The 13,295-nt window shown below is 41.6% G+C and carries 13 protein-coding genes and 1 other annotated feature; of the genes, 12 read left to right on the forward strand and 1 reads right to left on the reverse strand.

Features of this window, described 5'->3' with window-relative positions:
• Positions 1 to 206 precede the first annotated feature (206 nt).
• A complete protein-coding gene (fliB, locus tag DXB15_RS02010; RefSeq protein ID WP_118701869.1) occupies positions 207 to 1,367 on the reverse strand; it encodes a flagellin lysine-N-methylase in 1,161 nt (386 codons plus the stop codon).
• A gap of 657 nt (positions 1,368 to 2,024) precedes the next feature.
• On the opposite strand from fliB, the gene DXB15_RS02015 reads away from it, so the two are divergent.
• The 12 genes from DXB15_RS02015 (at position 2,025) to rplL (ending at position 13,293) form a co-directional block, all read left to right on the forward strand.
• A complete protein-coding gene (locus tag DXB15_RS02015; RefSeq protein WP_118701870.1) occupies positions 2,025 to 4,250 on the forward strand; it encodes a SpaH/EbpB family LPXTG-anchored major pilin in 2,226 nt (741 codons plus the stop codon).
• Positions 4,251 to 4,258: 8 nt separating this feature from the next.
• The gene (locus DXB15_RS02020) at positions 4,259 to 5,122 is read left to right on the forward strand and encodes a class C sortase (protein WP_109214635.1); all 864 of its coding nucleotides are present in this window, start codon (positions 4,259 to 4,261) and stop codon (positions 5,120 to 5,122) included.
• A complete protein-coding gene (locus DXB15_RS02025) occupies positions 5,116 to 6,036 on the forward strand; it encodes a class C sortase (RefSeq protein ID WP_158582169.1) in 921 nt (306 codons plus the stop codon). The genes DXB15_RS02020 and DXB15_RS02025 overlap by 7 nt, the downstream gene beginning before the upstream one ends.
• Complete coding sequence (locus tag DXB15_RS02030) at positions 6,011 to 6,868, forward strand: hypothetical protein (protein ID WP_109214637.1); 858 nt, start codon at positions 6,011 to 6,013, stop codon at positions 6,866 to 6,868. The genes DXB15_RS02025 and DXB15_RS02030 overlap by 26 nt, the downstream gene beginning before the upstream one ends.
• 17 nt (positions 6,869 to 6,885) lie before the next feature.
• A complete protein-coding gene (locus tag DXB15_RS02035; protein WP_118701872.1) occupies positions 6,886 to 9,594 on the forward strand; it encodes a SpaA isopeptide-forming pilin-related protein in 2,709 nt (902 codons plus the stop codon).
• A 227-nt stretch (positions 9,595 to 9,821) separates the two neighbouring features.
• The gene (gene rpmG / locus DXB15_RS02040) at positions 9,822 to 9,971 is read left to right on the forward strand and encodes a 50S ribosomal protein L33 (protein WP_021740506.1); all 150 of its coding nucleotides are present in this window, start codon (positions 9,822 to 9,824) and stop codon (positions 9,969 to 9,971) included.
• A 26-nt stretch (positions 9,972 to 9,997) separates the two neighbouring features.
• A complete protein-coding gene (secE, locus tag DXB15_RS02045) occupies positions 9,998 to 10,204 on the forward strand; it encodes a preprotein translocase subunit SecE (protein WP_109214639.1) in 207 nt (68 codons plus the stop codon).
• Between the two features lie 20 nt (positions 10,205 to 10,224).
• Complete coding sequence (gene nusG, locus DXB15_RS02050) at positions 10,225 to 10,740, forward strand: transcription termination/antitermination protein NusG (protein WP_109214640.1); 516 nt, start codon at positions 10,225 to 10,227, stop codon at positions 10,738 to 10,740.
• 48 nt (positions 10,741 to 10,788) lie between these two features.
• The gene (gene rplK, locus DXB15_RS02055) at positions 10,789 to 11,217 is read left to right on the forward strand and encodes a 50S ribosomal protein L11 (RefSeq protein ID WP_109214641.1); all 429 of its coding nucleotides are present in this window, start codon (positions 10,789 to 10,791) and stop codon (positions 11,215 to 11,217) included.
• A gap of 57 nt (positions 11,218 to 11,274) precedes the next feature.
• The gene (rplA, locus tag DXB15_RS02060) at positions 11,275 to 11,967 is read left to right on the forward strand and encodes a 50S ribosomal protein L1 (protein ID WP_109214642.1); all 693 of its coding nucleotides are present in this window, start codon (positions 11,275 to 11,277) and stop codon (positions 11,965 to 11,967) included.
• An 80-nt stretch (positions 11,968 to 12,047) separates the two neighbouring features.
• Positions 12,048 to 12,194: a sequence feature (ribosomal protein L10 leader region), on the forward strand.
• A 78-nt stretch (positions 12,195 to 12,272) separates the two neighbouring features.
• Positions 12,273 to 12,833, forward strand: a complete 561-nt coding sequence (gene rplJ, locus DXB15_RS02065) for a 50S ribosomal protein L10 (RefSeq protein WP_109214643.1) — start codon at positions 12,273 to 12,275, stop codon at positions 12,831 to 12,833.
• 82 nt (positions 12,834 to 12,915) lie between these two features.
• The gene (rplL, locus tag DXB15_RS02070) at positions 12,916 to 13,293 is read left to right on the forward strand and encodes a 50S ribosomal protein L7/L12 (RefSeq protein WP_109214644.1); all 378 of its coding nucleotides are present in this window, start codon (positions 12,916 to 12,918) and stop codon (positions 13,291 to 13,293) included.
• Positions 13,294 to 13,295 lie beyond the last annotated feature (2 nt).

The raw sequence follows: 13,295 nt of genomic DNA on the forward strand, positions 1-13,295 counted from the left end.
TAAGAAATAGAGGTACAGTCCAATGAAATGAGAAGGAAGAACTCAAAATCTAAGATAGGAGGTACGGTCCAAAAGGAACATAAGTAATTATTAATAATCTGAGAAAGTTGAAGGTGTAGACAATGAAATTACAGGAAATTCATTAAAAGCCCGGTCGGAGAAGAAAATCATCGATCGGGCTTAAAATTTGTCCTTTTTTCTCAGAATCACTGCACATTTAAAAAATCAAATACGATCATTGCAAAATATCCCCAGTCCCAATAAAGGGAATCAAAACTGTTTTCCAGATATTCGTAAATATCATCTTTTTCATATCCGGTCATTCGTGTCAGTATGACCAGCGAATCACGAACCACTTCATAGCAGAGATTTCCTTTTCCTTCAAGCAACCATTTCAAAAAAATACTGTGGCGGACAACGCCATATTCCATGCCAATCCATTGCATTTGTACGATCATGCTTTCCAGATCGCCGTCGGGAGACAGCAGATCAGAGAAAAATTCATTTGCAAGAAAATTTCGGATCAGAGCCTGATATTGGAAAAACTGCTGTTCAAAAGCATCCCATTCTTCTGCCAGATCATAATTGACAGTGCCTTCTGAAATCTGATCTGCAAGTGCCAGAAGCGGAGTCAGAAAACTGCTGTAAAGCCCTTCCTTTTGGTAATTGACGGCGAGATCCTGAAGAAGTTCATTACATTCCAGCAAGGTATCTTCCAGTGGAAAATCCATCTGTTCAATGGCATCAGAAAGCTGCCCAATGACAGATTCTGAAAAATAATCTGCCAGTAAATCCGAAGATAACGTCTGCTGCTGCAATTCCAGAAGAATATAAAAACATTCCAGCAAAATATGTTCCGGAGAGTCTGGGCTGTTTTGCATCAGAGAGATCAGATGGCTTCGAACAGAAAAAAGCAGATTGTCCGTATCAGAACACAGACTGGCATTGACAGAAGGAAAAGAAAGTTTGGTTTCTTCTTTCCACAGATCAATGACCGCCGGGCAGCTTGGCATTAAAGTCTTTTCTATGTGATTGGAAAAGGTATGAAATTCCCGTGGAAATGTAGTACATGTATCCGACAGGACGGCATCTCCATGTGCGAGAACCAGTCGGCAAAGTCCGTTTTCTTTCAGGAACGGACATTTTTTCTGCTCATTCAGGCGAATGACACGAGCTTCCTCCTGATAAGTGGTATAGGCAGAAAGTGTGGCTTTTTGCGGAGTAACATCTGTGGGCGGCTGGATGGTAAACCAGTTTCGGTAAGTGTCATCATCCACAGCAATTTTCCATTCCTGACAGCAGGTGATTGGACATTGGTCTGCGGTGCAGGTAAATTTTGAATAATAATTCGGGTAAAGTTCTAACATATGTAGTTCTCCTTTTTGGAACAGTTAGTGCTCATTTTGACTGTGATTTATCATAAAAAATATATCAGGTGGGAGCCAATCCCCCATCTGATATAGCCTCCGGCAGGATTACAGAGGTGCGCAGTTGAAGTATGTCATGCAATTGCATGACGCGCACCTCGCAACAAGAATGCCGGAGCATTCTTGAATGTACAAAAATAAATATTGCGTTCTGCCTATTGTACCATGGGAGAATGGAAAAAGAAAAGGTGAAAAAACTATACAAAATTTGCATTTTTTCGTTATGGTAAAATGGGGTAAAAAAGGGCGAAAAGTGAAAAAAGGGAAGATTTTATGCAGGTTTTCCTGTTTTGTGCAGTTTGTATAAATACAGAAAATGAAAAAAATAGTGTGGTTGACAGGTGACAGCGGGATGCGTATACTGAAGCCACATCAAAATCACAGGCGATGCATTCGAATGCAGTTTCTTTTGTCTGCTATGGACATATCTAATTTTCGTGGTCGATTTTCGACACAGGATTCCAGTTTTGATGAGTAACAATACGTGTTGGATTTCACGGAAGAGAGGTGATAGACATGGAAAAATGATAAGTAGCGGTAACAGTTTTTAAACAACTAAATGTAAAACGAAGTAAATAATAGGAGAACAGGTAAAATATGAGAAGAAAACAAATGATGATTGCAATGGGGGCAGTTACTTTGTCACTTATTCTGGGAACAGCACCATTAGTGCAGACTGGTCTGGCAGCTCAGGGAGAGCGTGCTTATGAACAGGGGTCAGAGAAACGTGGAAAATCTGTGGAAGCGTCAACGGTAGATCTTTCAAAAAAGGGAAGTATCACGATTCGAAAATACGATATAACATCGGCAGAAGCAGCTGGTGATTACAAGCAGGGACAGGATGAAGCAGATGGTGAACAAAATACAAAGGCAGAACAGGCTCTGTCAGATTACGGCATGGAAGGCGTACAGTTTTCCTGTCTGCGGGTCGGAAATGTGGAAACGCACATGGTGCATAGTGATGCAACGTCACTGGTGGAATTAGTCTATGAGATTCCGGGCAGGCTGGCAGAAATCCTGGGGTTGAAAGCAGAAGATGCGATTGATATGACAACATCGGATGAAGCGTATCCGTGTCAAAATCAGGACGTGTATCATTATACAAGCCAGCAGATTTCTGATGCTATGGAACAGATATTGGAAGAAGATAATGTTTCTGCGAAAAATGAGCTGGAACATTATCTGTATGATTATGGAACATTGAGTGATACAACGGATCAAAGCAGTGTGGCTGGGGTGATCAATTTGCCAAAGACAGACAGCCATGGGGAAACACATGCAGAAAATCTGCCACTTGGACTGTATCTGTTTGTGGAGGCAGAAGTTCCGGAACAGGTTGTGGATACGGTAGATCCATGGTTTGTTCAGCTTCCGTTTACCAACTTGGAAGCAGGAAATACCTGGCTGTATGACATGGTATGTTATCCGAAGAATCAGACAGGAAACCCGACGCTGGATAAAAGTGTGAGAAGGTATGCTGACAGTGTGCTGCCACGGAACGGGGAAAAGGTTTCTACTGCTGATTTTCTTACAGCGGGGAACGATTTCTCTTATGCGGATACGGTGACGGCATCAGAGGGAGATGTGCTGGATTATATTCTGGTTTCCAAATTACCGCATATTACTTCAGCTGCTACCTATCTGAGTGAATATACTTTCACGGACACATTAGCAGCAGGTTTACGTTATAACCGTGATGCAAAAATCGCATTTTATGATAATGCAGAAGATGCGAACAGTAATAATACAGAGAATGCCATTTCTGTGTGGGAGCTGGATTCCGGTGATTATTCTCAGGAATATGCCTATGTGACGGTACAGGATCCGGACACAGGAATGCAGACACCGGATGGCTCTACAAGAATGAATATCCGGCTGACGGAACAGGGACTGAATGTTTTAAATGGTGCTAAGAACCGTGAGGAGGGATTATCAGATTATTATATGGTAGTTTCTTATACGGCAACTGTCAGATCAGATGCATCTGTGATTATCGGTGATGAAGGAAATCAGAACAATGTCAGTTTGATCTGGAGTCGTACTTCGGATGGTTATTACAACATGTTGGAAGACCGAAATTATGTGTATACCTATGGAGTAGATCTGACAAAGACATTTTCTGATGATAAGGGAAACTTTAAAAAGGTAGAGTTTACACTTCAAAATAAGGCAGATGACTATTACGTGATTGCTGAAAAATCAGAGAAGGACGGAAAATATTATGTAACTGGAAAGACCGCTAAGGAAGTGGAGGCAACCGCCTTTGTGCCACAGAATGACAGCGGAAGATTGCAGATCGAAGGGCTGGAAGCAGATCAGTATCTTTTGACAGAGACAGCGACGGATCGGGGATATAATCTGCTGCGTGAGCCGGTAGAGATTGATATTACCGCGACGGACAGAGACGTGATCGCATCTGTTTGTGGCGTGACAGGAATGAATCAGGAAGCTGTGGAACAGATTGTAAAAAACTACAATGGCGGTATTTATGATGAAAATGGAAATCTTGTAACAGATCAGCTAGATGAGCTGACAGGAACGGCTGCTGGGAAACCAGCATCCGAGACAGCAAACGGTCGCACGATCGGAAAAACAGATCTGTATGTAGGTGCAATCCAGAAAGCATCCGCAAAGGTAGATCAGGTGGATGCATCTATGACAGATTCGAATGGAGCCGTCATTTTGACAGTAACGAATACGAAAAAGTTTCTGTTACCACAGACTGGTGGAAGAGGACTGTATCTGGTGACGATCATTGGTGTTGCAGCAGTTGCCGGAGGATGCAGCCTTATGTCACGTAAAAAAGACTTATCAATGAAATAAAGTGCAATATGAGAAAAATCAGACAGGCAGGAATGGTTGTACTGATCGGACTTGGAGTGATACTGATGGGGTATCCATGGTTCAGTAATTGGCTGTATCAACATCATGTGGCTTCCAGTGCAAATGTATACGAACAATATGCGGCAGAAAGTGGAACGTCAGAGATTACAAAACAGCTGGAAGCTGCAAGAAGATATAATCAGGAGCTGGTCAACAGCCGGGTAATGCTTACGGAACCATATTGTGATACATCCTTGCCAGAAGATATTCGTTATGAAGAAGTGTTGAACCCAACAGAAAACGGGATGATGTGTTTTGTGGAAATACCGAAGATCAATGTGTCACTTCCGGTTTATCATGGAACATCGGAAGAAGTTTTGAAAAAGGGGGTTGGGCATATGGAAGGTTCCGCGCTGCCGATTGGGGGCGTGGGTAACCGCTCATTTCTTCTGGCTCATACAGGAATGAATACTTCCAGAATGTTTTCGGATCTGACGGAATTAAGTGAAGGCGATCTGTTTTACATCCGGGTGTTAAATATGAGTCTTACATATTGTGTGTGTGAAATACAGACACTTTTGCCGGAAGAGGCAGATCACCTTTACCCGGATGAAAACCGGGATTTGATATCTTTGGTTACCTGTACACCCTATGGAGTAAACACACATCGACTGATCGTGACCGGAGAACGGGTATCGGATGCAGATGTGAAGAAAGTGGATGTGCCGGTAGAAACGGCAGACTGGAATGGTTCGGTATGGATGCGGGCATATCTGAATGCAATTCTGGCTGGCAGTGCAATGATGGCGGGATTGGCAGTTGTTGTCAAAGTATTGTCAATGCTTTGGAAAAAAGGAAGAAAGAAATGTTGAAAAGACAAAAAACGGGCAGAGTGGCACAAAAATGGAAGCATTGGTGTGGAGCAGCACTTTTATTGGCAGGATGTTTGATTTTTTTTTCTCCAAATCTGCATCAGCAATATCAGGACAAACGAATACAGAAAGAAATTGCAGAGTTTCACATGCAGTCAGAACCAGAGGAAAAATCGGATTTATTTGGAAAGATACAACGGTATAATCAGGAATTGTTTGAAAGTGGGCAGAACTGTTTATATGAACCGGCATATGTGGAAAAAGCACCTGAAATTGATGGAATTGTATCAGATAAAATGTTTGGATATGTGGAAATCCCAAGCATTGATTGTACGCTTCCGCTGTATCTTGGGGCATCCGAAGAAAAGTTGAATCAGGGCGCAGCAGTTTTGGGCGGTACATCTGTTCCGATTGGCGGAAACAATACCAATTGTGTGATCGCAGCGCATCGTGGCTGGAAGCAGCAGGTGTATTTTAAATATATTGATGCACTGAAACATGGGGATTGTATCATTGTGACGAATCCATGGGAACGTTTGGAATATGTAGTATCGGATATTCAGGTGATTGAACCGGATGAAATAGAGCGGATAAAGATACAATCGGGAACCGATCAGGTGACGCTGATCACCTGTCATCCTTACCGAAGTAGTGGGAAATATCGTTATGTTGTTTCTGCAAAACGGAAAGAGACAGGTACCGTGGGTGTTTCAGAGGCAGGAAAGAAGGTCTTTGTACAGGACAATGAATCAGCACAAAATTGCATAAGGACAAATTCGGATCAGACAATTTGGCAGGAGACAAAAATACGTTATGCAGGAGTAGCAGTATTGGCGGGATTCGTGATTTTTACGGTATATAGGAATGTGAAAGGGGGAAAGCGGAAAGATGCAGAAAACAGAGCGTGTGGTTAGAAAATGGATGCGTCTGTTTATGATGTTGGGAAGTCTGTTGTTACTTTTTCATGGAAGTACAGTTTTGGCAAAGGCAGCAGAAGCAGAGGTTAAGTGGAAGGTTGTTACGCAGGAAATCAATGAGGAACAGCAGTATGTTTATGATGGGGATAAGCCAGATGTTACCATAAACGGAGTGTTCCCTGACCAAACAGGAAATCAATGGGGATTTGTAGATCAGGGAGTGGTTAAAGATACAGAATCTATTTTGGTACCGAATTGGAATGGCTGGTGGCATGTCGTAAACGGCTGGGTAGATTGGAACAGTGGAATCTTTGATACGACATCTGGAAAATATAAATTTACGAATGGAAAATGTGAATTCCCATTGAATCAGACGGTAGAAATGAGTGGAAGCAATGGCTGGTATCTGGTTAATGGAAAAGCAGATGAAACTTATACCGGATTGGCAGCAGGCAAAGATGGAATATACTGGATGACAAAAGGAAAGACGGATAGCAGTAAGAATGGATTGGTAAAAGATACTATCGGTGTTACGGCAAATCAGGGGATTATTTACCTGACAAATGGTAAATTCAATTCGAGTATGGATACCGTTGCAAAAATCGATAATGCCTGGTGGAAAGTAAGAAATGGTATTGTAGATACAACATACACTGGTCTGGCAAAAAATGAAAATGGCTGGTGGTATCTGGAAAATGGGAAGGTACGATTTGATTATAATGGTGTTGCACAGAACGAAAATGGATTTTGGTATGTCAGTGCTGGAATGGTAGATTTTAAATATACCGGATTTGCCTATGGTTATTATTTTGTAAACAGCAGAGCATAGTGGGAGGAAACAACGAAATGACAGAAAAAAAGAGAAGGAAACTATTATCCCTGTCCGTATTTACTGCGCTGATACTGTTTGCGATATTGCTATTTGGGGAAATTACCGGGTTTGCGGCAGATTCTTCCATGATATTAAAAAGAAATATCGAACAAAATTTAAGTGGTGCATTTTCCAGTTACAACAGAAATGGAGCGGATGGCACAGAATCAATGTTATTATTGAATGAACAATGGGCATATTGTATGGAGCCAGCTACCGAATTGAATAATCTGACTGCAAACGGAACACGCTTTTATTTGCAGGAAAATGGAAATGGAGTCAAATGGCTTCAGGATCGATATGGCTGGAGTTTTGACAAGATTAACAATCTGACCAAGGCAGTGTGTTATGCAAAAAGTTATTTTGGCTCAGACTGGGTATGTAATTACGTGTTGACACAGAATCTGATCTGGTCAGAAATTAAGGATCATGAAGATTATAATCAGGCAAGCCGGTATATGCTGACGAATACAAAAAAGTATACTTGTGCTCATTTGGATTCAAAAGCGAAAGTTGATCAGGCGATTGCAGAAGTCTGGAAAAAAGTTAGTACTTATAATACGATTCCGTCATATACAGGGCAGACGATTTCAGCTGATGCCGGAGAAAAAATATGGATTGTGGATAAGAATAACATTTCAGATCAGATCGAGTTTGTAAATCTTCCGGCAGGTGTTCAGGTTGCCCCGGCAAAAGGAGGATTAACAGTTACCACCAATGCGTCTTTTGCTGGAAAATCAATCACCTTAAATTATAGAAAAAAGGGGCTTCCGACAGGTGGTGGCGTTTATATTTATGCGGAAGGAAGCAGGCAGAAGGTAGCACTTTGGAATAATGTAATAAATCCGGTCAGTGGAAGCGTGCGGATCGTATTCAAAAGGACGGAATATTTGCAGGCGTCGTATCGCGCACGGAATCAGGTTGCTCAGTCTTTTGATATTCACATAGAAAAAACAGATGCAGATACTGGCGAAGTTCTGGCAGGTGCAGAATTTGAAATCTACAAAGATGGGGAAAAAATGGCGACCGTAAAGACAGATGAAACTGGGCGCGCATCCTATCACTGGAGAGGAAATATTTTATATACAAATTATTTCTCCAGTACAAAAAAAGTGCTTGATTTTGGAAGCTGGGGAACTGCTTACCAGAGTGCAAAAGATGAAGTAATCGGAAAAGTAAAAATAGCAGTAGAACAGTTGAAATCTCAGACAGCATATACCTGGAAAGTGGTAGAAATGAAGGCTCCGGACGGATATGAACTGAATCCAGAATATTGGGAACAGACTTTCAATTTGAATACACATGCAGTTGAAGTGCAGTTTTCCAATACGGCACCCGGAAGTTTGAAATTGCAGAAAATATCTGAAAATGCAGAACTTGTAAAAGATAATGTCTGCTATACGCTGGAAGGCGCAGAATATGGAATTTATGCGTCACAGGAAGATGCCCTGGCAGATCAGAATCGGATCGACATACTGAGAACAGATGCAGATGGAAATACTAATATAGTGACGCTGCATGCAGGAACTTATTATATAAAAGAAATAACAGCATCCGCTGGATATTTGTTGTGTAATGAAAATGACGGTGAAACTGTTATGGATGGAATTCATCGGGCAGTAGTGACACCAAAAGAAACAACGCAGATTGTCTGTACAGAAGTTCCGGGAACACATACATTTCCACTTACGTTGAAAAAAATGGATCAGGAGCTTTCAGAACCTTTTGCCGTGCGTGGAAATATGTCTCTGCAGGGCGCCGTGTTTGAACTTTCCTATTATATGAATGTGAATGGCAAAACTGAGGACACACCATACCATAGATGGTATTTTTATACGGATGCGGATGGAAAAATTACCATCGGAGACAGTTCTTGTTTTTTGAAAAATGTTTATACTATGCAGGATGGAACTACGTTGAAATCTGATGAGTTATATACGGATGCAGATGGACAGATTTTTTATCCTTTGGGAAGTTATGTGTTAAAAGAAGTTGTGCCGCCGCGATATTTTCAACTGAAGGGATTTATGTGCTTTTCAGAAAATGCAGATAAAAAAGCTTCTGTGACGGATGGATTGAAAATGCTGATCAAACAGCGGGCGAATGGAGCTGAGGCAGAGCTGTATGGTTCTAATGATCAAAAATTTGAAAAACTGGAGACTGAAAATATTACTGTTAATGCATATGATAGTCCACGAAAGGGAAGTATCTGTCTGTATAAGAAAGATTCAAAAGGGTTTAAGCACCCACTGGAAGGTGTTATCTTTGAGATGAAAGGTGTACAGACCGGAGACGTTTATACAGGAACAACGGATGCAGAGGGCAGGATCGAGTGGAAAGATCTGATTCCGCAGACTTACCGAATTACTGAAATAAAAACGAAGGAAGGCTATCATCTGCTCAAAGAAGAAATTGAAGTAACGCTTCCTCTGGAGAAGTCTCTGGAAGAATGGGAAAAGAGTGATGCAGATTTATCCAAAGCGGTTTATGATGAAGTTACGAAAATGTATGGCTTTTATGATCTGACATATCATATTGATAATGCAGCAGAATTTTCTATGCCGGTAACCGGTGGTTCTGGAAAAATGCCGTGTGTTTTTCTGATAATTGGTATGGCAGCTGCAGGTACGGGAATCTTCCTGTTTTATCAAAAACGGAGAGAAAGAAAATGGAATCTAAATTAAAAAATGAAAAATAATTATTTACGTGTCCTGAATGATATGTTATGTTTTACATAAGATACAGAACGAGTATATGGAAAATGCGAAAAAATAGTTGACGAAGACTTGCTTCCTGTGCTATAGTGGATGGGCGATGGAAGTAGGTCTTTTTTTTATGCCTAAAATTGAATGCGATTCATAATTTTATGAAAGCATACAGTTGCAAAGAAATTTAATGGAGGTGGAAAGTTGTGCGCGTAAAGATTACATTGGCATGCACAGAGTGCAAACAGCGTAATTACAACCTGACTAAGGATAAGAAAGCTCATCCTGAAAGAATGGAAGTAAACAAGTATTGCAAATTCTGTAGAAAGCATACATTACACAAAGAAACCAAATAATCCGGCGATGCAAAGGATGTGACATGATGGAAGAAACCAAGAAAAAAGATGCTCCGAAAACGAGCTGGTTTACCGGTCTGAAGGCTGAGTTCCAGAAAATCGTTTGGCTGGACAAAAAATCACTTGGGAAACAGACTGTAGCAGTCTTAATTGTTTCCGTTATCCTGGGTGCGATTATCGCGGTGCTGGATCTGGGTATCCAGTATGGTGTTGATTTCCTTGTAAATCTTTAGGAAGGCAAAGGTGAGTTTTTATGGCTGAGGCGAACTGGTATGTAGTTCATACTTATTCCGGATATGAGAATAAGGTAAAAGCAGACATTGAGAAAACAATTGAAAACAGACATCTGGAGGAAGAAATTCTTGAAGTTCGAATTCCGATGCAGGATGTCGTTGAGTTGAAGAACGGTGCAAAAAAGCAGGTTCAGAAAAAAATGTTTCCTGGATATGTGCTCATCAATATGGTGATGAATGATGACACTTGGTATGTTGTCAGAAATACCAGAGGTGTTACCGGATTCGTTGGTCCGGGATCAAAGCCGGTGCCACTCACGGAAGCTGAGATGAGACCGTTGGGAATCAAAGAAGAAAAAGTGGTAGTCGACTTCAAAGAAGGCGATACTGTTACGATCATTGGTGGTGTATGGAAAGATACCGTTGGTGTTATCCAGAGCATGAATGAGAGCAAACAGATCGTGACTATCAATGTAGAGCTTTTCGGTCGCGAAACACCGGTAGAAATAAGTTTCGCAGAAGTGAAGAAAATGTAAGCGTAAGTAAAGGAACGATTACGAAAAATTCAAAGGAGGCAATCTCAAATGGCAAAGAAAGTAGAAGGATATATCAAACTGCAGATTCCTGCTGGTAAAGCTACACCGGCTCCTCCAGTTGGTCCTGCACTTGGACAGCATGGCGTAAACATCGTAGAGTTTACAAAACAGTTCAACGCAAAAACAGCTGATCAGGGCGATCTGATCATCCCTGTAGTAATTACAGTATATGCAGACAGAAGCTTCAGCTTCGTTACAAAAACTCCGCCAGCACCGGTTCTGATCAAGAAAGCTTGCGGAATCAAATCTGGTTCAGGCGTACCGAACAAAACTAAAGTAGCAACAATCACAAAAGCTCAGATCAAAGAGATCGCAGAGCTGAAAATGCCAGACTTAAATGCAGCATCCTTAGAGAGTGCTATGAGCATGATCGCAGGAACAGCAAGAAGTATGGGTGTTACTGTAGCTGAGGACTAATTAACGAAAATAAGTGGGAGGGTCCTCTCCCGATACAACCACAGGAGGTTATAATTCATGAAAAGAGGAAAAAGATATGTCGATAGTGCGAAAAAAATCGACAGAACAGTTCAGTATGAAAGTGCAGATGCAATCAAACTTGTAAAAGAGAACGCTACAGCAAAGTTTGACGAGACCATCGAGCTTCACATCCGTACAGGTTGTGATGGACGTCACGCTGAGCAGCAGATCCGTGGTGCTGTTGTACTGCCGCACGGAACAGGTAAAACAGTTCGTGTACTTGTATTCGCAAAAGGTACAAAAGTAGACGAGGCTCAGGCAGCAGGCGCTGATTTCGTTGGTGGAGAGGAATTAATTCCGAAGATCCAGAACGAAGGATGGCTTGATTTCGACGTAGTAGTAGCTACACCGGATATGATGGGTGTTGTTGGACGTCTTGGACGTGTACTTGGACCGAAAGGTTTAATGCCAAACCCGAAAGCCGGAACAGTAACTATGGATGTTACAAAAGCTATCAACGATATTAAAGCAGGTAAGATTGAGTACAGACTGGACAAAACAAATATTATCCATGTGCCAATTGGAAAAGCATCCTTTACAGAAGAGCAATTAGCGGACAACTTCCAGACCCTTATGGATGCCATCATCAAAGCAAGACCAAGCGCATTAAAAGGTCAGTACCTGAAGAGTGTAACAATGACCTCTACAATGGGACCTGGTGTTAAATTAAACACTGCTAAATATGTGTAAAAAGTTTTGAATTGTTGTTGACATCGAAATGATACAATGATATAATTGCACCGTTGTGTGAAAACACAGCGGTGTGTAATCGAAAGATTACAAAATTGCCGAAGACAGCAGGTGCCGAAAGGCATAAACGCAGAACCTGCCGAGGGAATTTACAAAACAGTTTAATGTTTAGTAAAGAAGAATTTTCTCCCTCTGTCTGCGTGACAGAGGGATTTTTATGTAGCATGGAAAGTGAGTACTTCCTATGTGAATGGATTCCCGTTTTCGTCTGAGGAAACAAAATTTAAGAAGGAGGTGCACGATTCGTGGCAAAAGTAGAACTGAAACAGCCTATCGTTCAGGAAATCGCAGCTCAGATCGATGGTGCACAGTCTGTAGTAGTTGTAGACTACCGTGGACTTACCGTATCTGAGGATACACAGTTACGTAAAGAATTAAGAGAAGCTGGTGTTTCTTACAAAGTTTATAAGAACACATTAATGAATTTCGCATTCAAAGGTACTGAGTTTGAAGCACTTGCACCGGTTCTTGAGGGACCAAACGCAATTGCAATCTCAAAAGAAGATGCAACAGCTCCGGCAAGAATTCTTGCAAAATTTGCTAAAACAGCTCCGGCACTTGAAATCAAAGCTGGTGTTGTGGAAGGCGATTATTATGATGCAGCAGGAATGCAGACAATCGCAAGCGTTCCGTCCAGACAGGATCTTCTTTCCAAATTACTTGGAAGCATCCAGTCTCCGATCACAAACTTCGCTCGCGTTATCAATCAGATCGCAGAGCAGGGTGGTGCTGCAAACTGCGAGCCAGCAGCTACTGAAGAAACAGCAGAGGAAGCTCCGGCAGCAGAAGAGACACCGGCAGAGTAATCCGGTGATGAAGCTGCAAATAGCAGCTTAAAAATTAGAATATTAAAAGATGAAAATATCGAAAAATTGGAGGTAAAAAGTAATGGCAAAATTAACAACCGCAGAATTTATTGAAGCGATTAAAGAGTTAACTGTTTTAGAGTTAAATGACCTTGTAAAAGCATGTGAAGAAGAGTTTGGCGTATCTGCAGCAGCAGGCGTTGTAGTTGCAGCAGCAGGCGGAGACGGTGCTGGCGCAGCTGAGGAGAAAACAGAGTTCGACGTTGAGTTAACAGAGGTTGGTCCGAACAAAGTTAAAGTTATCAAAGTTGTTCGTGAGTTAACAGGTTTAGGATTAAAAGAAGCTAAAGCAGTTGTTGACGAGGCTCCGAAGATGGTTAAAGAGGGTGCTGATAAAGCAGAAGCTGAGGATATCAAAGCTAAACTTGAGGCTGAAGGCGCTAAAGTTACTCTTAAATAATT

This window comes from Roseburia sp. OM02-15 (assembly GCF_003481835.1).
Classification (GTDB): Bacteria; Bacillota; Clostridia; order Lachnospirales; family Lachnospiraceae; genus Eubacterium_I; species Eubacterium_I ramulus_A.